At 71.0% G+C, this 21907-nt stretch carries 19 protein-coding genes; 7 read left to right on the forward strand and 12 right to left on the reverse strand.

The features are described 5' to 3' along the window. Positions 1-3: 3 nt before the first annotated feature. Positions 4-936: a DUF5937 family protein gene (locus ACFVYA_RS00885; RefSeq protein WP_387040839.1), complete on the reverse strand. Its 933-nt coding sequence runs from the start codon at positions 934-936 to the stop codon at positions 4-6. Positions 937-997: 61 nt separating this feature from the next. On the opposite strand from ACFVYA_RS00885, the gene ACFVYA_RS00890 reads away from it, so the two are divergent. Together ACFVYA_RS00890 and ACFVYA_RS00895 are read left to right on the forward strand one after the other, a co-directional pair. Further along, a complete protein-coding gene (locus ACFVYA_RS00890; protein WP_387040842.1) occupies positions 998-2137 on the forward strand; it encodes an MFS transporter in 1140 nt (379 codons plus the stop codon). A 34-nt stretch (positions 2138-2171) separates the two neighbouring features. Beyond that, entirely contained in the window at positions 2172-3668 is a 1497-nt protein-coding gene (locus ACFVYA_RS00895; RefSeq protein ID WP_387040845.1) for an aldehyde dehydrogenase family protein, read from the forward strand. 507 nt (positions 3669-4175) lie between these two features. Here ACFVYA_RS00895 and ACFVYA_RS00900 read toward each other — a convergent pair. After that, a complete protein-coding gene (locus tag ACFVYA_RS00900; protein WP_387040848.1) occupies positions 4176-5552 on the reverse strand; it encodes a serine hydrolase domain-containing protein in 1377 nt (458 codons plus the stop codon). 116 nt (positions 5553-5668) lie between these two features. Between ACFVYA_RS00900 and ACFVYA_RS00905 the strand changes: the two genes are divergently transcribed. Beyond that, on the forward strand, positions 5669-6391 hold the full coding sequence (locus tag ACFVYA_RS00905) for a TetR/AcrR family transcriptional regulator C-terminal domain-containing protein (protein ID WP_387040851.1): 723 nt from the start codon (positions 5669-5671) through the stop codon (positions 6389-6391). Between the two features lie 6 nt (positions 6392-6397). Here ACFVYA_RS00905 and ACFVYA_RS00910 read toward each other — a convergent pair whose 3' ends face one another. Beyond that, positions 6398-7972 (reverse strand): GMC family oxidoreductase, encoded by a 1575-nt coding sequence (locus ACFVYA_RS00910; RefSeq protein WP_387040854.1) that lies wholly within the window; start codon positions 7970-7972, stop codon positions 6398-6400. Positions 7973-8127: 155 nt separating this feature from the next. Between ACFVYA_RS00910 and purS the strand changes: the two genes are divergently transcribed. After that, the gene (purS, locus tag ACFVYA_RS00915; RefSeq protein ID WP_003056885.1) at positions 8128-8367 is read left to right on the forward strand and encodes a phosphoribosylformylglycinamidine synthase subunit PurS; all 240 of its coding nucleotides are present in this window, start codon (positions 8128-8130) and stop codon (positions 8365-8367) included. Beyond that, positions 8364-9041: a phosphoribosylformylglycinamidine synthase subunit PurQ gene (gene purQ, locus ACFVYA_RS00920; protein WP_285987226.1), complete on the forward strand. Its 678-nt coding sequence runs from the start codon at positions 8364-8366 to the stop codon at positions 9039-9041. Before purS ends, purQ begins: the two co-directional genes overlap by 4 nt. Positions 9042-9132: 91 nt before the next feature. Here purQ and ACFVYA_RS00925 read toward each other — a convergent pair whose 3' ends face one another. From ACFVYA_RS00925 to ACFVYA_RS00935, 3 genes are all read right to left on the reverse strand, one after another. Continuing rightward, a complete protein-coding gene (locus ACFVYA_RS00925; RefSeq protein ID WP_387040858.1) occupies positions 9133-9561 on the reverse strand; it encodes a pyridoxamine 5'-phosphate oxidase family protein in 429 nt (142 codons plus the stop codon). Positions 9562-9627: 66 nt separating this feature from the next. Beyond that, positions 9628-11370 carry an ABC transporter ATP-binding protein gene (locus ACFVYA_RS00930; protein WP_387040861.1) on the reverse strand — a complete coding sequence of 581 codons (1743 nt, stop codon included), beginning with the start codon at positions 11368-11370 and terminating at the stop codon, positions 9628-9630. Beyond that, entirely contained in the window at positions 11367-13001 is a 1635-nt protein-coding gene (locus tag ACFVYA_RS00935) for an ABC transporter ATP-binding protein (RefSeq protein ID WP_387040863.1), read from the reverse strand. Before ACFVYA_RS00935 ends, ACFVYA_RS00930 begins: the two co-directional genes overlap by 4 nt. A 241-nt stretch (positions 13002-13242) precedes the next feature. Between ACFVYA_RS00935 and purL the strand changes: the two genes are divergently transcribed. Beyond that, entirely contained in the window at positions 13243-15549 is a 2307-nt protein-coding gene (gene purL, locus ACFVYA_RS00940) for a phosphoribosylformylglycinamidine synthase subunit PurL (protein ID WP_387040866.1), read from the forward strand. Between the two features lie 71 nt (positions 15550-15620). Here the strand turns inward: purL and ACFVYA_RS00945 are convergent, their stop codons facing one another. From ACFVYA_RS00945 to ACFVYA_RS00965, 5 genes are all read right to left on the reverse strand, one after another. Then, on the reverse strand, positions 15621-16694 hold the full coding sequence (locus ACFVYA_RS00945) for a pentapeptide repeat-containing protein (RefSeq protein WP_387040869.1): 1074 nt from the start codon (positions 16692-16694) through the stop codon (positions 15621-15623). Positions 16695-16698: 4 nt separating this feature from the next. Beyond that, positions 16699-17622 carry a hypothetical protein gene (locus ACFVYA_RS00950; protein ID WP_387040872.1) on the reverse strand — a complete coding sequence of 308 codons (924 nt, stop codon included), beginning with the start codon at positions 17620-17622 and terminating at the stop codon, positions 16699-16701. Between the two features lie 174 nt (positions 17623-17796). After that, a complete protein-coding gene (locus ACFVYA_RS00955) occupies positions 17797-18666 on the reverse strand; it encodes a lysozyme (protein WP_285987220.1) in 870 nt (289 codons plus the stop codon). 192 nt (positions 18667-18858) lie between these two features. Beyond that, positions 18859-19659: a lysozyme gene (locus ACFVYA_RS00960; RefSeq protein WP_387040874.1), complete on the reverse strand. Its 801-nt coding sequence runs from the start codon at positions 19657-19659 to the stop codon at positions 18859-18861. A gap of 104 nt (positions 19660-19763) precedes the next feature. Continuing rightward, the gene (locus ACFVYA_RS00965; RefSeq protein ID WP_285994014.1) at positions 19764-20459 is read right to left on the reverse strand and encodes a type VII secretion system-associated protein; all 696 of its coding nucleotides are present in this window, start codon (positions 20457-20459) and stop codon (positions 19764-19766) included. Between the two features lie 56 nt (positions 20460-20515). On the opposite strand from ACFVYA_RS00965, the gene ACFVYA_RS00970 reads away from it, so the two are divergent. After that, positions 20516-20896: a sterol carrier family protein gene (locus ACFVYA_RS00970; protein WP_387040877.1), complete on the forward strand. Its 381-nt coding sequence runs from the start codon at positions 20516-20518 to the stop codon at positions 20894-20896. A gap of 16 nt (positions 20897-20912) precedes the next feature. Here the strand turns inward: ACFVYA_RS00970 and ACFVYA_RS00975 are convergent, their stop codons facing one another. Then, positions 20913-21743: an SAM-dependent methyltransferase gene (locus tag ACFVYA_RS00975; RefSeq protein WP_285987217.1), complete on the reverse strand. Its 831-nt coding sequence runs from the start codon at positions 21741-21743 to the stop codon at positions 20913-20915. Positions 21744-21907 lie beyond the last annotated feature (164 nt).

The following is a 21907-nucleotide window of genomic DNA, read 5'->3' on the forward strand; positions in this document are numbered from 1 at the left end:
CTGTCACAGCTTGCCCGAGAGCAGCGCGTCGCCGAGTTCCGTGCGCCGGTACAGCACCCGGTGACCCCGGCGTTCCGACGCCAGCAAGCCCGCTCCGCGCAATGCCGTCAGGTGGGCCGAAACCGTTGCCGGGGCCAGGTCGTGGCGCCGGGCCAGTTCGGTCGTCGCCGCCGGGCGGTCGAGCGTGGTCAGCAGCAGCGCCCGCGTCCGGCCGAGCACCTCCGCCAGCGGTTCCGGCGGTTCGGCAGCAGAGGTCCACAGCGAAGCCACGCCCCGGGCCGGGTACAGCAGGGAAATCTGCCACGGCGGCACCGTCACCACCCCGACGTTCGGCCACGCGAACACCGCCGGGATCAGCAGCAACCCCCGCGCGTCGATCGGCAGGCGTTCCCGGGCCCGGACGTCGACCAGCACCGACGTCCCCGACAGCCGGACGCGCGGGTGGAGCTCCGCCAGCATCGCCGCGAGCCCGCCCGACCCCAGCTGCCGCGTCCGGTACGCGATGTCCGCTGCCAGCAGCTCGCGCAGGCGGGGCCACTCCGGTGCCAGCAGCGCGTCCCACACCGTCTCGAGCTGGCCGGCCAGCAGGTCCCGGGCGGCCGCCGGGTCGGCCGGCAGCCCGGACAGGTCCGCGTCGACCATGCCCAGCTCCAGCGCCACCTGCGCGGGCGGGGTCGCACGAACCACCGCGAGCTGCGCTTCGGCGGTCGTCTCCGGGCCGTCGGGCGGCGGGCTCAGGAACTCGGTGATGTAGTGCCGCGCGCTCAGCACCGCGGCCAGTTCCGGCACGTCGGGCACGGCGGAGAGCCACGGCGGGGGCGCGGGGTGCCGCCGGATGCCGAGCAGGGTCTGGACCGCGCCCAGCACCTCCTCCAGCGGCGAGATCGCGAACCGGACGCGTTGGCTCCCGGCCGCGGTCAGGACCAGCTCGATCACGACGGATTCGCTCTCACCCGAATCAGTATGCCGCGGCAGCGGAGCAGGAGAACTTGACGGCATGTCGTTGTTCACCCATCGCGCCTACTGGCGCTGGTCGGCGGGTGTCCAGTTCGCCCGGCTGCCGGCGACCATGGCGCCGCTCGCGTTCACCCTGCTGACCACCGCCACGACCGGTTCGTACCGGCTGGGTGGAGTGCTGATGTCGGTCTTCGTCGTCGCCGAGATGGTGTGCGCGGTGCCGGTCGGGCGGCTGCTCGACCGCGTCGGCCCGGCCCGCGGCCTGCCGGCGCTGCTCCTGCTCACCGCCGCCGGGTACGTGGTGCTCGCGCTGGCCGCCGGCGCTCCCGCACCCGTTCTGGTCGCGCTCGTCCTGCTGCCCGGCATCGCGGCCGGCGCGTTGTCCGGCGGCTTCCGCACGCTGCTCGCGGACACCGTCGACGACGCGCTGCTGCCCCGCGCGATCTCCGTCGACGCGATGCTCCTCGAAGGCGTGCTGATCGGCGGCCCGGTGCTGGTGGCGCTGCTCGACCTCGCCGGCACGTTCGTCCCGCTCGCCGCCATGGCCGTCGCCTGCGTGGCGGCCGCCGTGCTCGTCCCGCGCCGCGCGGGTGAGCCCGATCGGGCGGAATCCGGCGACGACGTCCCGGCGCCCCGGCTCGCCGCCTACCTGCCGTGGCTGTGCTGCGCGTTCACCGTCGGGCTGCTGCTCTCGACGATCGAGGTGGCCCCGCTGCCCCTGGTCCAGCGCCTCGGAGCGCCCGCGACCGCCGCGCCCGTGGTGATCGCCGTGCTGAGCGGCGCGAGCATCGCCGGCAGCGCGCTCTACGCGTGGCGGGGCAAGACCGGCGACCCGCGGCTGTTCCTCGGCGGGTTCGTCGCCGGCGGCCTCGTGCTCGCCGGCGATTTCGGCTGGCCCGGGTTGCTTGCGTCGGTCGCCGTGATCGGCGGCTGCACCGGGCCGCTGGTGGCCGCGACGTCAGTCAACCTGCAGCGCCTGCTGCCGAAGAACCGCAGGTCAGCGGGGTTCTCGCTGAGTTTCACGGTGCAGGCGTGCGGCTTCGGGCTCGGCTCGCTGGCGGTCGGCGTGCTGCCGTTGTGGCTCGCCCCGGTGTTCGGTGTCTTTGCTGCGGCGATCGCCGGTGCAATGCTGGTGCGGAAGCCCGCACGAGCTATTGGCACGATGTCAGTAACGTCGTAACCTGGGCTGACCCGCGACCTCCAGGGAGACGCCGATGACTGCCGTCCAGCCGAAGCCGACGACGGTCGGCGAGACCTTCGACTCGCTCAGCCCGGCGACCGACGAGGTGGTCGGAACCTACCCGATCCACACCGCGGAGGACGTCAAGGCGGCTGTGGAACGGGCGCGCGTCGCGGCGGAGTGGTGGGCGGCCCTCGGTTTCGCCGGGCGCGCCGAGCGGCTCAAGAGCTGGAAGGGCGTGCTGACCCGGCGGCTGCCGCAGCTGTGCCAGGTGGTCCGCGACGAGACCGGCAAGCCGATCGCCGACGCGCAGCTGGAGAGCGTCCTGGCCATCGAGCACATCGCGTGGGCGGGCAAGCACGCGAAGAAGGTGCTCGGCAAGCAGAAGCGTTCGGCCGGGTTGCTGATGTCGAACCAGGCGGCGACGGTCGAGTACCAGCCGCTGGGCGTGGTCGGCGTGATCGGCCCGTGGAACTACCCGGTGTTCACCCCGCTCGGTTCGGTCGCGTACGCGCTCGCGGCGGGCAACGCCGTGGTGTTCAAGCCGAGCGAATACACGCCGGGCGTGGGCAAGTGGCTGGTCGACGCCTTCGCCGAGATCGTGCCGGAGCAGCCGGTGCTGCAGCTGATCACGGGCTTCGGCGAGACGGGCGCGGCGCTGGTGACGGCGGGTGTCGACAAGATCGCGTTCACCGGCTCGACGGCGACGGGCAAGCGCATCATGGCCGCGGCCGCCGAGACGCTCACCCCGGTGGTGATCGAGGCGGGCGGCAAGGACCCGGTCCTGGTGGACGCGGACGCCGACCTCGACGCGGCGGCGGACGCAACGGTGTGGGGCGCGTTCTCCAACTCCGGCCAGACCTGCATCGGCGTCGAGCGCGTGTACGTCCACGAGAAGGTCCACGACGAGTTCGTGGCGAAGGTGGTCGAGAAGTCGAAGGACGTCCGCGCGGGCTCGGACGAGGCGGCCCAGTACGGCCCGGTGACGATGCCATCCCAGCTGGGCGTGATCAAGCGTCACATCCAAGACGCACTGTCCCGCGGCGGCAAGGCGGTCCTCGGCGGCGAGGAGGCGGTCGGCGACCGCTACGCGCAGCCGACGGTCCTGATCGACGTCCCCGAGGACTCCGAGGCGGTGACGGAGGAGACGTTCGGCCCGACGGTGACGATCGCGAAGGTCCGCGACATGGACGAAGCGATCGAGCGCGCGAACAACACGAAGTACGGCTTGGGCTCGACGGTGTTTTCGAAGTCCCGCGGCGTGGAGCTGGCGGAGAAGCTGCGCACGGGCATGACGGCGATCAACGCGCCGCTGTCGTTCGCCGGAATCGCCTCATTGCCGTTCGGCGGCGTGGGCGATTCGGGCTTCGGCCGCATCCACGGACCGGAGGGCCTGCGCGAGTTCGCCCGCACAAAGGCCATCGCCCGCCAGCGGTTCACCGCCCCGTTGACGCTGACATCGTTCACCCGCAAGGAATCAACGGACGCACTGGTGGCCAAGCTGGTGACGATTCTCCACGGCAAGCGCTGAGCCACTCCGGGGTTGTGGACAACTCGGGTCCGCAACCCCGGAAAGCTCCGGAAGTGTCGGTGCGCGCCGGTAAACTCGATACCGGGGGCCGAGGGCCGCCCTCCGCCACCACGCACCTGAACCTCACCGCGCAATCCGGCCGTACCGAGCCAGGCCCGATCCAGCCCGCGGACAGCCGGGACCACGCCAGGGCGATCGCGGCCGAGCTCGCCAAGACCTGTCGGCCGACCCACCCGCGGCGGCTGCGGCGCCGGTCGGTGTTCCGGCACGGCGAAGACACCTTGTTCGTCCTGCTGGAGGGCATGTCCAGCCAGTTCCACCTGCGGATCACGGTGGTCCAGCTGGTCGCCGACCTCGACGCCGACGGCAGCCGTTCGAGGGCTGAACCGGCGGGCCGTGATGCCATCCCACTGAGGGGCAAGCGGGCCCGCCGCCGCAAGCAAGGCCACGCACGGCGAGGGCAGCGTTCACGTGCCGGCTGTCCTCACGCGTCCACGTTCTCGCCGCTCAGGCGACCTTCGGGGCAGCCCGCATGCCGATGTAGGCGCAAGGGGTGCCGTCGGTGAGGGTGGCGAACACGACGGGCATCCAGTCGTCGCTGAAGGCACCGTCCGCACGGCCGGCGAACACCGTGTCCGACACGGCGACGAGGTCCGTCTCGATGGGCGGTGCGAGGTCGGCCATGCCGTCGACGAACGCGTACCGCAGGTGGGGCACGCCGTCGCGCTCGGAAATGGTGATTTCCACGCCCTCTCGCCGGTAGGTGCCGACGCGGTCGCCGAGCGCGACCGGCAGCGGCTGTGCGGGTGGCCCGAACGGTTCGGGCATGCGGACGCCGGCGAGTTCGTGAAGCAGTTCGCGGAGCAGGTCGGAGTACAGGCGGCGAGCGCCTCCGCCGTTGGTGAGCAGCACGACGGCGACTCCGGCTTCCGGTGCCACGCGGAGGAAGCCGTACTGGCCGATGGTCGCGCCGTCGTGGCCGAAACCGGGGGTGCCGTCCCAGTCGTAGAGCGTCCAGCCCAGTCCCCAGCCGTCGGAGTCGACCGTCCACTTGTCCGGGCAGTCGGTCTCGCGGTGCTGCATCGCGTCGGTGGTTTCTTTGTGCAGCAACCGGGTTCCGTCCGGTGCGACGCCGCCGTCGAGGTGCATGCGGGCCAGCCGCAGGACGTCGGCCGCGGTGGCGCACAGGACCCCGCCGTACGGACCGGCCGAGCGCGGCAGCGGGTTCCAGACCGGCGCCGGATCGGGGTCGGCGCCGCCTTCGCCGAGGTGTCCCATCGCGGCGCGGAAACGCAGGACGTCCTCGGGCAGCGTCACCGTGTGGGTCAGGCCCAGGGGTGCGCAAAGCCGTTCTTGGAGCGCGGCGTCCCAGGTCTGGCCGGTGAGCACCTCGACGATCCGGCCGAGCACGTTGTAGCCGACGCTGCTGTAGGAGATCGCCGTCCCGGGCGCGCAGTCGAGCGGGACATCGCGAGCGGCCTCGACATAGGCGGCGAGGCAGTCGTCGCCGCGTCCAGTGTCGCACGTGAAGTCGCAGGTGAGCCCGCTGGTGTGGGACAGCAGCTGCCGAGCGGTGATCGTCTTCGACGCGGCCGGGTCGGCGACGGTGAAGTCCGGCAGCACGTCGCGCACCGGGGCGTCGAGATCGAGCTTGCCTTCTTCGGCCAGCTGCATGACCAGCGTCGCGGTGTGGATCTTGGTGATCGAACCGACCTGGAACACCGAGTCGGTCGTCGCCGCCACCCCGGTACCCCGGTGCAGCACCCCGGTGGCGAGTTCGTGGACGTCGCCGCCGGTGAGCACGGCAAGGGTCGCGCCGGGGACGTGGTGGATCTCGCGCAGCTCATCGAGGCGGTGCTGCCAGCGGTCATGGTCGAAAGTCATGGATTTTCCTCTCCTGCGTACAGTGTTCCTTCGATGCGCACACTGTACGCATAGATCTCCGATGTGCGCAAGGAGCGCACGACGTGCGCTACAGTGGCGAGCCGAAAGGAGGTCCGATGGCGACCGAAAAACCCGCGGTGTCGGTGTGGACGCGCCCGCAGCGGCGCCGGGACCAGCCCGCCCTGAGCCGCGCGCAGATCGTGACGGCGGCACTCGAACTCCTGGACTCCGCCGGTCTCGACGCGCTCAGCATGCGAACGCTGGGCGCGCGGCTGGGCGCCGGCGCCACGTCGCTGTACCGCCACGTGGCCAACAAGGACGAACTGCTGGAACTCGTCGTCGACGAGGTCTACGGCGAGATCGAGGTCCCGGCCGTCCAGCACGGGGATTGGCGGCGCGCGGTGACAACCTGCGCCGAGAGTGCACGAGCGGTCTTGCTGCGGCACGCGTGGATCGCGTCCGTGCTCGGCCAGACCGGCCTGTCCTACCTCGGGCCCAACGTGATGCGCCTGAACGAGCAGATGCTGGCCTTGTTCGAAACCGCCGGGTTCTCCCTGGCCGAGGCCGACCCTGCCTTGAGCGCGGTGATGGCCTACGTGATCGGCACGGCCACGACCGAAGCCGCGTGGCTGACCACAGTCGACCGCAGCGGCCGCTCGGAACAGGAATGCATCGACCAGCTACGGTCGGCACTGACCGAGGCGACGAAGCCGTACCCCCGGCTGCACACGCTCGCCACCAGTGAGAACGACGGCGCCGAAAAGGCCCGTGGCGACGGCTTCCACTACGGACTGGACCGCATGCTGGACGGCCTGGCCACACGCCTTGCCAGGCGGTGACACCGCTTAAACCGACCGCCCCCGGATCAGGTCCGCCGCCTTCTCCGCCACCATGATCGTCGGCGCGTTCGTGTTCCCCCGCGGCACCACCGGCATCACGGAAGCATCGACCACCCGCAACCCCTCCACCCCCTGCACCCGCAGCTGCGGATCCACCACCGACCCGATCGCGCACGTCCCCACCGGGTGATACAGCGTCTGCGTGTTCTCCCGGATGTGCTCGGCCAGCTCGGAATCACTCAAGTCGTGCCGCGACGGCAGGAACGGCTTGTCCAAGAACCGCCGCAACGGCCCCACCTGCCCGATCTCGATCAACGCCCGCAAGCCCGCGATCATCGTCTCCATGTCCCGCGGCTCCGCGTAGTAAGCCGGATCGATTTCCGGCTTCCACAACGGATTCGCCGACTTCAGCCGCAGCCGTCCGCGGCTCGCGACGTCCACCAGCGTCGCCGCCGACGTGAAGCCGGGAACCGTCGGTTCGCGCAACCCGTTGTCGTAGAACAACGTCGGCGCGACGTGGATCTGCATGTCCGGTGCCGGCAAGCCGTCCGTGGTCGGGTAGAACGCGCCCGCCTCGCCGATGTTCGACGTCAGTGGCCCGCGCTTCGTCAGCTGGTACCGCGCCAAACCGAAAACCGTGGCCGCGTCGACCAGGTCGGTGGTGTCGCGAGTGGACCAGATGATCCCGCACGCCGGGTGGTCGTGCAGGTTCTCGCCGACGCCGGGCAGCGCGGCGACGACGTCGATGCCGTGCTCGCGCAGGTGCTCGGCCGGCCCGACCCCCGAAACCATCAGCAGCTGCGGTGAGTTGACGGCGCCACCCGCGAGAATGACCTCGGCCGAAGCGTGCGCGGTGCGCTCCACGCCGTTGTCCAAATAGGACACGCCAACCGCGCGGGTCCCTTCGAAGACGACGCGGGTGGCGGGCGCGAGGGTCTTCACCGTCAGGTTCGGCCGGTCGAGCGCCGGGCGCAGGTAGGCGTCCGCCGTGGACCACCGCCGCCCCTTCTTGCACGTCACCTGGTAGACGCCGGCGCCTTCCTGGCTCTCGCCGTTGAAGTCGTCGGTGCGCTTGAGCCCCCACGCGACGGCCGAGTCGACCCAGGCGTGCGACAGCTCGTGGGTGAACCGGCGGTCCTCGACGTGCAGTGGGCCGTCCGTTCCGTGCAGCGGCCCGCCGAGCCGCTGGTTGCCCTCGGCGCGCTTGAAGTACGGCAGGACGTCGTCCCAGCCCCAGCCCTCGGCGCCGTGGGAATCGCGCCAGCCGTCGTAGTCGGCGCGGTTGCCACGGATGTAGATCATCGCGTTGATCGACGAGCAGCCGCCGAGCATCTTCCCGCGCGGCCAGTACGACGTCTTGCCGGTGTGCTTCTGCTCGACGGTCTCGTAGTTCCAGTCCCACCTGGTCTTGAACAGCGAGGGGAACGCGGCCGGGATGTGGATCTCGTCGGCGGTGTCCTCCGCGCCCGCTTCGAGCAGCAGGACCTGCGCCGCCGGGTCCTCGGTCAGCCGGTTCGCCAGCACGCAGCCCGCGCTCCCGGCGCCGACGATGACGTAGTCGTAGGACTCCTGGACGGCCACGATGCCTCCTGTTGGCGAGATGTCAACGACTCATCATGGCGCAGCGCCGCGCCTGGAGCCAGTCTAGGTTTCCCGGTGGGCCCCGCCAGGGGGGCGAGCGGGTGAACTATGCTCGCGGGGTACCCACGACCTGCGTGAATAAGGAGCAGCCTGCCGTGGCCCGAGTCGTCGTCGACGTCATGCCGAAGCCCGAAATCCTCGACCCGCAGGGACAGGCCGCGCTCGGCGCCGCCGGCCGCCTGGGGTTCACCGGGATCACCGAGATCCGCCAGGGCAAGCACTTCGAGATCGAGGTCGACGACACGGTCGACGACGCGACGCTGGAGAAGATCGCCGAAGGCTTCCTCGCGAACCCGGTCATCGAGCAGTGGACCATCAAGCGGGTGGACGCGTGAGCGCGCGCATCGGCGTCATCACCTTCCCGGGCACCCTGGACGACGGTGACGCGGCGCGCGCGGTCCGCTACGCCGGTGGCGAGGCCGTGCCGCTGTGGCACGCCGACGAAGACCTGCGCGAGGTCGACGCCGTGGTCGTCCCGGGCGGTTTCTCCTACGGCGACTACCTGCGCGCGGGCGTGATCGCCCGGTTCGCGCCGGTCATGACGCCGGTGATCGAGGCGGCTCGCGCGGGCATGCCGGTGCTCGGCATCTGCAACGGGTTCCAGATCCTGTGCGAGGCCGGTCTGCTGCCGGGCGCGATGATCCGCAACCAGGGCCTGCACTTCATCTGCCGCGACCAGTGGCTGCGGGTGGAGAACACGGACACGGCGTGGACCACCCGGTACGAGACCGGTGCCGAGATCCTCATCCCGATGAAGAACATCGACGGCTGCTACGTGGCCGAGCAGTCCACTTTGGACGAGCTGGAGGGCGAGGGCCGCGTGGTGTTCCGGTACGTCGGCGGGAACCCGAACGGCTCGCGCAACGACATCGCCGGGATCCGCAGCGAGAACGGCCGGGTCGTCGGGCTGATGCCGCACCCGGAGCACGCGATCGACGCGCTGACGGGGCCGTCGGACGACGGGCTCGGCATGTTCTTCAGCGCGGTGGACGCGCTCGTGAAGGCGTGAGGGCGGGCCGCGCCCCCCGGTAACCATTCTACCGGGGGTCGCCGACAGTTCCGGGGCTGCGGACGCGAGTTGTCCACAGCCCCGGACCAGGTCAGCTCTTGCTCTGGTCGTTCGACAGCCACTTCTCGGGCCGGACCCGGACCAGCACCGATCGCTCTCCGAGAGCCGAGTCGACGTAGGCCGTCGCCTGGTCCTCCGGCCAGTACCGCTTCGCGATCCGCAACGCCTGCTCGCGCGTCGGCGGTTCGTCGTTCGCCACCACCGGGCCCTCGACCGTCACGTACTTGTACGGCGGGTTCTCGTCCTGCGCCACCAGGCTCAGCCTTCCGGCGGCGCGGATCGAGCGGTCCTTGACCGTGTCGCGTTCCATCCAGATCAGCAGCTCGCCGCCGGGCGAGTAGTCGTACCAGACCGGTACCGCCAGCGGCGCCCGGCCGGCGCGCTCCACCGCGAGCACCCCGACGTGCACCCCGCTCAGGAACTCTTCGCGTTCCGCGGCGGTCATCACGAACGACGACATGTCACTCCCCAGGTCGATGGGTCATCCACCGGGGAGCAACACGTCGACGGCTCCGGACATTCCGGACTAACTGGCCGCCGCGACCAGCCGGGCGTACGAGCCGCCCGCGGAAAGCAGCTGGTCGTGCGGGCCCAGCTCGGTGATCCGGCCGCCCTCGACCACCGCCACCCGGTCGGCCGCGGCCGCCGTGTGCAGGCGGTGGGCGATCGCGATCACCGTCCGGCCGGCCAGCACGCTGTTCAGCGACCGCTCCAGGTCGCGGGCCGAGCCCGTGTCCAGCAGCGACGTCGCTTCGTCGAGCACCAGCGTGTGCGGGTTCGCCAGCACCACCCGGGCGAGCGCCAGCTGCTGCGCGATCGCCGCCGGCACCGGGTGCTCGCCCGGCCCCAGCTTCGTGTCCAGCCCGGACGGCAGCGTCGAGACCCAGCCCGACGCCCCCGCCGAGACCAGGGCCGCCGTCAGCTCCTCGTCCGTCCAGTCGCCGCCCGCGCGGCGGGCCGGCAGGGCCAGGTTCTGCCGCAGCGTCCCGGAGAACACGTGGTGCTCCTGGGTCAGCAGCAGCACCTCGCCGCGCAGCACGTCGTCGGCCAGCGCCGAGACGTCCTGGCCGCCGATCCGCACCGAACCCGACGACGGCGCCGCGATGCCGGCCAGCAGCCGGCCGAGCGTCGACTTGCCCGCGCCCGACGGCCCGACGATCGCCAGCCGCTCGCCGCGCGGGACCCGCAGGTCGATTCCGTGCAGCACCTCGCGGTCGGCGGTGTAGCTGAACCGGACGCCGTGGACGTCGATGTCACGCCCGCGCGGCACGTCGTCCACGCGCGCCGAATCGTCGGCGACCGTGCGGACGCCGAGGATCCGCCGCGCAGCGGCCGCCGCGACCTGCAGGTCCTCCAGCCAGAACAGCGCCTCGTTGAGCGGCGCCGCCATCGCCTGCATGTACAGCAGCATCGTGGTGATCTCGCCGAGCCCGGCCCAGCCGCGCGTGTACGCGAGCAGCCCGAGCGGCAGCATCACCGCCAGCGGCAGCACGTAGCTGATCTCCAGCGACGGCAGCCACCGCAGCTGCAGCGCCCGCATCCGGCGCTCGCCGAGGATGCTCTGGTCCAGCGCGTGGTGGGCGGCGTCGACCCGCCGCTCGGTCAGCCCGAGCGCCTCGACCGTGCGCGCGCCCTCCGCCGTCTCGTGGACGCTGGTGGTCAGGTCCGCCCAGCGGTCGAGCATCCACTGCATGAGCGCCGGGATCCGCCGCTGGTACCAGACGTTCACGGGGACCAGCAGCGGCAGCGCGACCAGCAGGCCCAGCGACAGCAGCGGCGACGTCAGCACCATCGCGACGACCGTGAACGCCACGGTCACCGCCGCGACCAGGATCTCCGGCGCCGCGAACCGCGCCGCGTGGTCGATCCGGCCGAGGTCGGTGGTGGCCCGGCTGAGCAGATCGCCCGTCCCGGCCGCCTCGACCGTGCCCAGCGGCAGCTGCAGCGCCGTCCCGACGAACTCCTCGCGCGTCTCGGCCAGCACCAGCTCGCCGAACACCGCGCCGCGCATCCGCGCGACCTTCCGCGCCAGCGCCTGCAGCACGAGGATGCCGACGAACACCGCCGCCAGCACGTCGACGTGCCCGGTCGTGGTGCCGGCCGCGACGTCGTCGACGAGCGCGCCGAGCAGCTGCGGCCCGGCGAGCCCGATCAGCGTGGCCACGGCCAGCGAGCCCAGCAGCAGGCCGAACTCGCGGTTGTGGCTCGCCGCCGTCTTCAGCGCCCAGCGCCGGACGTCCTTCCGGGACGCCGTGGGAAGCCGTTTCACACTGTCACCCCCTTCGCCGTGAAAACCTCGTCGGCCACGTGTGTCCACAAGGGACTCTGGCTGAACACCACCGTCGTCTTGCCGTGCCGCAGCGCGGCGATGCGTTCGGTGATGCGTGCCTCCGTGTGCGCGTCGACCGCCGACGTCGGCTCGTCGAGCACCAGGACGTCGGCGTCGGTCGCCAGCGCGCGGGCCAGGTTCAGCCGTTGCCGCTGGCCGCCGGAGACCTCGCGGCCGCGCTCGCCGATCACCTCGTCGACGCCGTCGGGCAGCGCCTCGACGATGTCGTCGGCATCGGCCGCGTACAGCGCTTCGGTGATGCTGACGCCGCCCGGCCGCGCCGGCGCCAGCTGCTCGCGCAGCACGCCGGAGAACCAGATGTCCTGGTTGTGCGCGTAGACGATCCGCCGCCGCAGCTCCGCGAGCGCGACGTGGTCCGCCCGGACCCCGCCGACCAGCACCTCTTCGCCCTCGGCCGGATCGGCGAACCGGGCCAGCCGGTCGGCCACCGCTTCGCCGCCGGCGCCGAGGTCGACGACCGTCAGCTGCCCGGCGGCGACCCGGATCCCGGACTCGGTGTCCACCAGCTCCAGCGGCCCCTCGGGCAGCGGCACCGGCGTCTCCGGGTCCGCCAGCTTCGGGCGGATCGCCAGCAGCGTCACCACCTTCCGCGCGGCGACCAGGCCGGACGTGATCGAACCGACCGCCTCCGTCGCGGCGTTGACCGGCCAGATGAGGAACGCCGAAACGCCGTAGAACGCCACCAGCTGCCCGACGCCGATCTCCCCGGCCACGGCCAGCCGCGCACCCAGCCAGGTGATCACCACGGTGACCAGGCCGGGCAGCGCGATCTCCGCGGCGGCCAGCCAGGCCTCGGCCTGGCCGACCTCGATGCCGGCCCGCCGCACCCGCTGGCTCGTCTCCCGGAAGCGGGCGAAGAACCGCCGCTCGCCGCCGATGCCGCGCAGGATCCGCAGGCCCGACACGATGTCCGCGCCGAGCGCGTTGACGTCTCCGCGCTTCTCGCGCTGCGCGGACTTGCGCTTCTGCAGCGGCGCGAGCAGCGGCCCGATGCCCAGCACCGCGAGCGGCACGCCGACCAGCGCGACCACGCCGAGCAGCGGCGACGTCGAGATCAGCCACACCGCGACCACGACGAAGGCCAGCAGGGAACCGAACGTCCGCCCGGTCATCTCGACGGTGTTGCCGATGTGGTTGACGTCCGTCGTGCTGATCGCGACGAGGTTCCCGGTGGTCGTCTGCTCCCGCAGGGCGGCGCCGACGCGGGTGGTGTGCGCCGACACGGCGCGCTGCGTGGAGCCCGCGCCGTGCAGCCACAGGCCGTAGTTGAGGAAGTGCATCCAGGTCCCGGACAGCGTCTGCGCGACACCGAGCGCCGCCGCGACCAGCGCCCAGCGCCCCACGGCGGCACCGTCGTGCGCGCCGACGGCGCTGATGCCCTGGCCGATCACCAGCGGCATGAGCGCGCCGGGCAGCGCCCAGACGACACCGATCGCGGCCGCGCCCAGCACCGTGCCGAGCCGGGCCCGGAACACGGCGAGCAGGAAGCGGCTCGCGGTCGGCCGCACGGGCAGCCGCAGCGGCGGAAAGGGGTACGTGGCGGAAAGCACGATTTCCGACGGTAAGCCGACGCCCCGGGGAAGGCGACCGATTTTCCGGCACTCGGCCGCTCGGGGGACCCCCGGTTTCAACGTTACTCGCGGGGACCGACAGTTCCGGGCCCGCGCACCCGAGTTGTCCACAGGGGCATTCGGGCCTCGTGGTGTCGGCTCGCTCACACCGGCGCCGGGTCGCCCGATTTCCGCGGCCCACCGTCCGGGGCGAGCAGGAGCGCCCCGTATCCTGGCGGCCGTGGCGAACCCTGACACGGACACCGTGACCAGCACCGTTGACACCACCGAGCGCGCCGGGGCGACCCCGGACCACACCCAGCCGTATCGCGAGCTCGGGCTCGCCGACGACGAGTACGCCCGCATCCGGGAGATCCTCGGCCGCCGGCCCACCGACGCCGAGCTGGCGATGTACTCGGTGATGTGGAGCGAGCACTGCTCGTACAAGTCGTCGAAGAAGCACCTGCGCTACTTCGGGGAGACCGCCACCGACGAGATGAAGGCCAAGATGCTGGCCGGCATCGGTGAGAACGCGGGCGTCGTCGACATCGGCGAGGGCTGGGCGGTCACCTTCAAGGTGGAGAGCCACAACCACCCGTCCTATGTGGAGCCGTACCAGGGCGCGGCGACCGGCGTCGGCGGCATCGTCCGCGACATCATGGCGATGGGCGCGCGGCCGCTGGCGGTCGCCGACGCGCTGCGTTTCGGCCCGGCCGACGCCCCCGACACCAAGCGCGTGCTGCCCGGCGTGGTCGCCGGCGTCGGCGGCTACGGCAACTGCCTCGGCCTGCCGAACATCGGCGGCGAGCTCGTGTTCGACCCGTCCTATTCGGGCAACCCGCTGGTGAACGCGCTGTGCGTCGGCGCGATGCGCGTCGAAGACCTGCACCTGGCGTTCGCGTCCGGCACCGGCAACAAGATCATCCTGTTCGGCGCGCGCACCGGCCTCGACGGCATCGGCGGCGTTTCCGTCCTGGCGAGTGACACCTTTTCGGGTGACGAGTCGTCGGGCGGCCGCAAGAAGCTGCCGAGCGTCCAGGTCGGCGACCCGTTCACCGAGAAGGTGCTCATCGAGTGCTGCCTCGAGCTGTTCGCGCAGAAGCTCGTCGTCGGCATCCAGGACCTCGGCGGCGCCGGCCTGTCCTGCGCGACGTCGGAACTGGCCGCGGCCGGCGACGGCGGCATGCACATCTACCTCGACCGCGTTCCGTTGCGCGCCACCGGGATGACCCCCGCCGAGGTGCTCTCCAGCGAGTCGCAGGAGCGCATGTGCGCGGTCGTCTCGCCGGAGAACGTCGAGGCGTTCATGGCCGTCTGCCGCAAGTGGGACGTCATCGCCACCGACATCGGCGAGGTCACCGACGGCGAACACCTGGTCATCACCTGGCACGACGAGGTCGTCGTCGACGTCCCGGCGCACACGGTCGCCCACCAGGGCCCGGTGTACGATCGGCCGATCGAACGTCCGTCCACTCAGGACGCCTTGATCGCGGACACGTCGGCGAAGCTGCCGCGTCCGTCCACTCCGGACGAACTGCGTGCGGACGTGCTGCGCCTCATTTCCTCGCCCAACCAGGCGTCGAAGGAATGGGTGACGTCGCAGTACGACCGGTACGTACGCGGGAATTCCGTGCTCGCGCAGCCGTCGGACTCGGGCATGATCCGGATCGACGAGTCGACCGGCCGCGGCGTCTCGGTGGCGACGGACTGCAACAGCAAGTTCGTCTACCTGGACCCGTACCGCGGCGCGCAGCTGGCGCTGGCGGAGGCGTACCGCAACGTGGCCACGGGCGGCGCGACGCCGGTCGCGGTGTCGGACTGCCTGAACTTCGGCGCCCCGACCGACCCGGGCGTGATGTGGCAGTTCGAGCAGGCGGTGCACGGCCTCGCGGACGGCTGCGTCGAGCTGGGCATCCCGGTGACGGGCGGCAACGTGAGCTTCTTCAACCAGACGGGCTCGACGGCGATCCTCCCGACGCCGGTGATCGGCGTCCTCGGCGTGATCGACGACGTGACGCGCCGCATCCCGACGGGCATCGGCGCGGAGGCGGGCGAAACGCTCCTGCTGCTGGGCGAAACGCACGACGAGCTGGACGGCTCGGCGTGGGCCCGCGAGCTGCACGGCCACCTCGGCGGCGTTCCGCCAAAGGTCGATTTGGCCCGCGAGAAGCTGCTGGGCGAGATCCTGGTGGCGGGTTCCCGCGACGGCATGATTTCGGCGGCCCACGACCTGTCGGACGGCGGCCTGATCCAGACCCTGGTCGAGACCGTCCTCATCGGACAGTGCGGCGCCCGCGTGTTCCTCGACGCGGACCAGGACCCGTTCGTGCAGCTGTTCTCGGAGTCGGCGGGCCGCGTGCTGGTGGCGGTCCCGCGCACGGAAGAACTCCGCTTCACGGAGATGTGCACCGCCCGCGGCCTCCCGTGGCGCAAGACCGGCGTGGTCGACCCGGAGTCGGGCAAGCTGGAGCTGCAGGGCATCACGGAGTTCACGCTCGACGAGCTGCGCGAGACGTGGGAGCGCACGCTCCCGGCCCTGTTCGACTGACCTGTGGACACGTGAGCGGAGGGCACCGCAAACTGTCGGTGCCCTCCGCTAGCGTGAAAAACGGGGGCTGCTCAGCCCAGCTTGGCCACGATCCGGGCGTCCCCGTCGCCCAGTTCCTCCAGCTTCCACGCGGCGGGCAGCCGGACTTCCTTCTCCGTCCGAACTCGCGTGTTGTACAGCGAAACCGAGTCCGGCAGCGCAGCGAACCGCAGGTCGGTTTGCCCCGCGAACGAAGTCCGGTGAAGGTCCAGCGAATCCGTGGCGACCACCCCGGCGAACACCGCGTCCTTCGCGAACGTCGCGTCCTTGAACGCCGTCGGCCCGGCGAATGTCGTGTCGGTGAAGTCCGCATCCTCGGCGAAAGCTGTGCCGCTGAACCATGCGTGGCTCTCGAAAACCGTGCCGCGGCAACGGAAATAGCCCAACAGGCGCCCGGACTCGGTGCCCGTGGCGGTGAAGTAGACCCGGTCCTTGAAGCGGCAGCCGCTGATGTTCGTACTGCTGTTCAGCGACGCGTACCGAAGCAGCAGGCCACCGACCAGCTTGCCCGAGAGGTCGAAGTACTCCAGCCGGGCGCCGGTCAGGTCCAGGTCGTACGCCGGGCCTTCGTCGTCTCGCCCGGGGAGCAGATCGGTGACCAGCCGTTGGGCCGTGAGCCGGACCGAGAGCTCGGGCTCCTGTTCCGCATCCAGGGCGCCTTTTGTGGGGCGGGTGTACGAAAACGGCCGCCGCAGGTACGAGCACAGCACGTCCAGCACCGTCTGCGTGTACTCCGGCCGGCTCCGCGCCAACCCGGCCAGCGCGTGCAACGCCCCCACGCGCACCTGGTCGGCCGCGTGCCCGAGCAGCTCGACCGCCTTCGCGAACCGCTCGTCGGCGACCCGCTCGCGGTCCTGTTCCGCGCGCTGCGCCTCGAGTTCGTGGCGCCGCCGCTCGATTTCCTGGCGGCGCTCCTCGACCCGGCGCCGCCGGTCGTTGAGCCACAGCGCGTACAGCGCCACGATCGCGCCGCCGGCCAGGCCGCCCGTCTTCAGCGCGTCACTGCGGCTGGTGGCGGGGTCGGTCAGCAGCCACCCGCCGACCCCGACCAGCAGCAGCACCGACGCGAGGAACGTCCACGCCAGCGGCGATCGCCACAGCTTCACCGGATCAGGACACCAGCATCGTGCTGACGCAGAAGCCCTTTTTGTCGAAGTTCGTCGCGCTCAGCGTGCCCTTGACCGGCTTGCCGGCGGACGTCCCGGTCACCTCGCCCTCGACCAGGTACTTGTCGGTGGGCACGCTGCCGAGCTGCAGCTGCAGCGGCGGCTTGAGGAACGTGTCGAGCCACGAGCTGAGCAGCTCCTTCGAGTCGGCGCAGCCCATGGCGACCGCGCCGGCGTTGTCGCCCGCGTTCAGCTTGTCGATGAAGCCCTGCAGCACGGCCTTGGCGTCCGCGTTGCTCCCGCCGCCGCCGTCGGGCGTCGTCGGCTTCGTGGCGGAGGCCGTCGGCTTCTTGGTCGTCGGCTTCGACGTGGACGGCTTGGCCGACGTGCTCGACGACGGGGCCGCGGCCGTGTTGGTGTCGTCCTTCGAAAGGAAGAACCCGGGTGCGACGAAGCCCGTGATGCCGACCAGGGCGAGCACGACGACCACGGCGGCGCCGATGGCGATCCACATCCCGGTCTTGCTCTTCTTCGGCGGCGCGGGCGGCCCGCCGAAGCCCTGCGTGTAGCCGCCGGTCGCCGGGTCCCAGCCGGACACCTGGCCGCCCGCGTTCGGGTCCCAGGCCTGCTGGCCGTACTGCTGCGCGTTCGGGTCGGCCCACGCCGACTGCTGCTGCGCGTTGGGGTCCGCCCAGGCCTGCTGCGCGTACGGGTCGCCCCACGCCGGCTGCGGGTTGGCCGGGAAACCGCCCGAGGCAGGCGGGTAGCCCTGCTGGTTCGGATCCCAGCCCTGCGGGTACTGCTGCGTCGGGTACGGCTGTTGCTGCTGGTTGGGGTCCCACCCGCCCTGCTGCTGGAAGCCACCGGACTGTGGCTGGCCGTACGGGTCGGGCTGGCCGGGCTGGCCCGGCTGAGGCGGGTAGGTCATCTTTCATGCCTTCCGGGCGCTGGGTGTTCGTGCGCTTCCGACGTCCGGCGGGCACGTGCGGTTCCCCCAGGGCGTGGCTGCAGCATTCTGCAAGCTCGGACGGTACGGCATGAAACCGGCTCCCGGTCGTGGCGACGCGAACACGTCACGATCCGGGAGCCGGGCGGGGGTGGGTCAGCCGTTGGCGAGTGCCTGGAGCCGGTCGTAGGCACCGTTGAAGGTGTCCTGGTCGAGCGGGCTCGAGGTGTACTGCCAAACGGTGTAGTAGCCCCAGTTGTAGGGCAGGGCGCCGACCGACGACGCGTACCGCGCGACCCACAGCGGGGCGGTGCTGGAGAAGTCGCCGCTCACGCAGCTGCCCCACCAGCTCGCCGACGTGTAGATCACCGGGTAGCGGCCGGTCAGGGAGTGGTAGGTGTCGTGGAAGTCGAGGATCCACGACGTCATCCCGGCCTTGCTCAGCCCGTAGCAGGTCGCGCCGTACGGGTTGTACTCCATGTCCAGCGCCCCTGGCAGCGTCCGGCCGTCCTTGGACCAGCCGCCGCCGTGGGCGACGAAGTAGCGGGCCTGCGCCGCGCCGCTCGAGGTGTTCGGCGTGGCGAAGTGGTAGGCGCCGCGGATGAAGCCCTGGTTGTAGGAGCCGTTGTACTGCTGGGTGAAGTACGGGTTGGTGTAGTTGGTGCTCTCCGTGGCCTTGGTCCAGACGAACCGCTTGCCTTGGTTCCACCAGTTCGCCCAGTCGACGTTGCCCTGGTAGCCGGCGACGTCCATGCCGGCCACCGTCGCCAGCACCTGGCCGGGGATGGCCTGGCCGGGCTGCGGCTGCTGCGCCGACTTCTGGGTGTCCGGAGTCGACTGGTCACCTTCGACGCGCCGGATCTGCGACCCCAGCTCGTGGTCGTGCTGCGCGATGTCCGCGTTGATCGCGGCCACGGGGTCGATTTCAGGGGAGAAGGTCGTCGCCTGCGCCGTGCTGCCGAGCAGGAGCAGCGTGGCCGGGACGACCAGGGCAGCGAACAGCCGCCCTCTTCGGGATGTGGACATCGTTGAATCCCTTCACGGATACCCTCGCGATGAGCGGCTTACTGCAGGTAGCCGCTCGAGCACGATTGTTAGGGACGAAGTGGCGTTTGTCACTCAGTTCCGTGAAATTGGGTATACGTGTGGGTGATTTTCTCGGGAAGAAGATCGTTAATTGGTGACGAGTTAACACCTATTATTGGACGGTTGGACCGCTCAGCCCAGTGCCAGGGCCAGCAGCCGGTCCGCTGAGCCGTTGAACCAGTCCTGGTCGCCGGGCAGCGTGCCGCGGTCGGCGAACTGCCAGATCGCGTGGATGCTCCAGCCGGACGGCAGTTCGCCGATGAAGGTGTTGTAGCGCGCGATCCAGAGCGGGTTGGCGCCGAAGCCGCCGTTGTTCGCGGTGCACCGCTTCCACCAGCTCGTCGACGTGTAGATCGTCGGGTACCGGCCGGTCGCCGCGCGGTAGGTGTCGGAGAAGGCGCGGATCCAGCCGGTCATGCCCGCCGCGTCCTTGCCGTAACACGTTTCGCCGTACGGGTTGTACTCCGCGTCGAGCGCGCCGGGGAGGGTCTTGCCGTCGGCCGACCAGCCGCCGCCGTGGGCGAGGAAGTACCGCGCCTGGGCCGCGCCGTCGGAGATGTCCGGCCGCGCGAAGTGGTAGGCGCCGCGGATCAGGCCGGCCTGGTAGGAGCCGTTGTACTGCTGCGCGAACTGCGGGTTCACGAACCCGGTGCCCTCGGTCGCCTTGACGTAGGCGAACTTGGCGCCCGACCCCGCCGCCCCGGGCCAGTCGACCGGCCCCTGGTGCCCGCTGACGTCGTGCCCGAGCTGCTGGTCGTCACCCCCGTACAGCACGTCGGGGCCCTCGCCGACGCCTTCGACCTCGGCGATCTGCGAACCCGCGTAGTGGTCCTCGGCACCGGCGTAGCGATCGACGGCCTTCGCCGGTGCCTGCCCGGCCACGAGCAGGACCGATGCGAGGACGGCGGCGAAGGGCAGCGAACGTCTTTTCACCCTCTTGCTCCCCACCGATCTCGTCAGACTTCTTCAGTCTCACGATGCACCGGCGTCGCCGGATCGGCGAGTCGATGATCACTCGATGGGGTGGTGCCCGCAGGTCAGCGCCGCTCGTCGGCGACGGCCTTCACCAGGTGCTCCGCCGGCACGACCGCCGTGATGAGGTCGTGTGGGTTGATCGCGACCGGGTGCCCGCCGAGCAGGTCGACGATGTCGCGGCCGAGCACGGCCCGCGCGTGCGGCCACTCGCGCGGCACCAGCGACTTGCGGGTGTAGGCGGGCACCATGACCCGGCCGTCGGTGTTGTGGAAACCGATGACGGTCCGCTGCACCGGCGACATCGCGTAGACGAACAGCGTCGCGTCGAGGACGACCTTCGGCAGGTCCGACGGCGGCCGGTGCTCGGTGCGGACGAGCTGCAGCAGGTGCTCCAGGTCGTTCGCCGGTTCCGGGAAGCCGAGCGCCTTGGGCGAGGGCCGGTAGCGGTCGTTGGGGTGGAAGTCGGCGACGACGTCGCCCGCGCCGTTCACCGGGTACGCGCCGACGACCGCCCACGACGGCACCGGGCCGTTCGGGTCGAAGGCCTCGTCGATGACGTACAGCCAGCTGTCGGGATTGGCGCGGGCGTTCGCGCGCATCTCCGCGGTGATCTCGGGCGTGCCGTGCTTGCCGGAGCGCCGGGCTTGCCGGCCTTCGCGCCGCGCGGCCCGGTTGTGCTTGCCGGGGCGATCGGCTCCGCTTCCGGTGGGCTGCTGCGAAACCATCCGATCCGCCTCGTCCCGCTGCGCCATCGTCATCCCCACGTTCTCGGGTGTGCCTGCCAAGTCTTGGTGCGCCACTCTACTGTTTGCCCATGGCCTCTTCGCGTTCGGTCGACCCCGGACAGTTACGTGCGGCGGTGCTGGCGATTTCCCCGTGGTTGCAGGGCGATGTGCCCGCGCCCGCGCGCCCGGAACTGGCCGCGGCGGTGCGCCTGTCCCTGCGCGCGCTGGCGGCGGACGCGCCGGGCCGGACGGTCGAGGTCCGGGTGCCACCGTTCGCCGCCGTGCAGTGCGTGGACGGGCCGCGGCACACCCGGGGCACCCCGCCGAACGTGATCGAGACCGACCCGCGCACGTGGCTCGAACTGGCCACCGGGCAACTGGACTGGACCACGGCCGTGGCGGACGGCCGGGTGTCCGCGTCGGGCACCCGGGCCGACCTGTCCCACTGGCTCCCCCTGCTCCGCCTCTGACGGCCGGGGCGGCGGGTTACGGCTTGCGGCCGACGCCGCCCGCGATGGTCCGCTGCGCGACGTTGAGCTCCTTGAGCCGCGGGCCGTCCGGCCACCAGTCGGCGCACCGCACCACCCCCGGGGGCACCATCTCGAGGCCGGGGAACAGCGCCTCGATCTCCTTGTGCGTCCGGAACGTGCCCGACCCCATCGGGCTGTGCACGAAGAAGTCCTCCATGCGCCGCGCGGTCGCCGAGTCGTCGTTTTCGGGGTCGAAGAAGTGGCTGAGCCCGACGAAGGAGCCGGACGGCAGCGCGTCGACGTACTCCTTCATGATCTCGGCCGGCCGGTCGTGGTCGCCCTTGTAGTGGTGCAGGGTGCCCATCTGCAGGAGGACGAGCGGCTGGCTGAAGTCGATGTGCTGGCGCACGATCTCGTTCTCGAGGATCTTCTGCGGTTCGAAGATGTCTTCGGCGACGAAGTGGGTGTGCTCGTTCTCTTCGAGCAGGGCCCGTCCGTGTGCGAGGACAACCGGGTCGTTGTCGATGTAGACGACCTTGGTCTCCGGGTTGATCCGCTGGACGACCTGGTGGGTGTTCTCCGCCGTCGGCAGGCCGGAGCCGAGGTCGAGGAACTGGGTGATGCCGGTCTGGCCGGCGAGGAACCGGCAGACGCGGATGAGGAACCCGCGGTTCTCGAACGCGAGGTCCTGGGCCTCCGGGGCGGCCTTCTGCACCTGCTGCAGGACCTGCCGGTCGATCTCGTAGTTGTCCTTCCCCAGCAGGAAGGCGTCGTAGACGCGCGCGATGCTCGCCCGGGTGGGGTCGACTCCGACGGGCACTCGTTCGGTCGCCGCGGCGTCCGGCATGGTGAACCTCGCAAGTTGTGTGTTGTAAGTCTCGTGCTCTACGTACAGTAGGACGGCGCGCGCATGGGGTAAACCGGGTCACCCCTTTGCGCAAGAAGGCTTAACGTGTACTTTCGGTAGTCGGGCTAGGACCCCCTGGTGACGTGAGCGCGGAAGGGCCGGGA

It is taken from the genome of Amycolatopsis sp. NPDC058278, assembly GCF_042881395.1.
Taxonomy (GTDB): Bacteria; Actinomycetota; Actinomycetes; order Mycobacteriales; family Pseudonocardiaceae; genus Amycolatopsis.

Bases quoted from the DNA above. Each gene is read 5' to 3' on its own strand.
- ACFVYA_RS00965 (WP_285994014.1), bottom strand. From the start codon at position 20,459: ATGACGATGGCGCAGCGGGACGAGGCGGATCGGATGGTTTCGCAGCAG.
- ACFVYA_RS00925 (WP_387040858.1), bottom strand. From the start codon at position 9,561: ATGTCGTCGTTCGTGATGACCGCCGCGGAACGCGAAGAGTTCCTGAGC.
- ACFVYA_RS00970 (WP_387040877.1), top strand. From the start codon at position 20,516: ATGGCCTCTTCGCGTTCGGTCGACCCCGGACAGTTACGTGCGGCGGTG.
- ACFVYA_RS00955 (WP_285987220.1), bottom strand. From the start codon at position 18,666: ATGTCCACATCCCGAAGAGGGCGGCTGTTCGCTGCCCTGGTCGTCCCG.
- ACFVYA_RS00890 (WP_387040842.1), top strand. From the start codon at position 998: ATGTCGTTGTTCACCCATCGCGCCTACTGGCGCTGGTCGGCGGGTGTC.
- ACFVYA_RS00905 (WP_387040851.1), top strand. From the start codon at position 5,669: ATGGCGACCGAAAAACCCGCGGTGTCGGTGTGGACGCGCCCGCAGCGG.
- ACFVYA_RS00895 (WP_387040845.1), top strand. From the start codon at position 2,172: ATGACTGCCGTCCAGCCGAAGCCGACGACGGTCGGCGAGACCTTCGAC.
- ACFVYA_RS00900 (WP_387040848.1), bottom strand. From the start codon at position 5,552: ATGACTTTCGACCATGACCGCTGGCAGCACCGCCTCGATGAGCTGCGC.
- ACFVYA_RS00975 (WP_285987217.1), bottom strand. From the start codon at position 21,743: ATGCCGGACGCCGCGGCGACCGAACGAGTGCCCGTCGGAGTCGACCCC.
- ACFVYA_RS00950 (WP_387040872.1), bottom strand. From the start codon at position 17,622: ATGACCTACCCGCCTCAGCCGGGCCAGCCCGGCCAGCCCGACCCGTAC.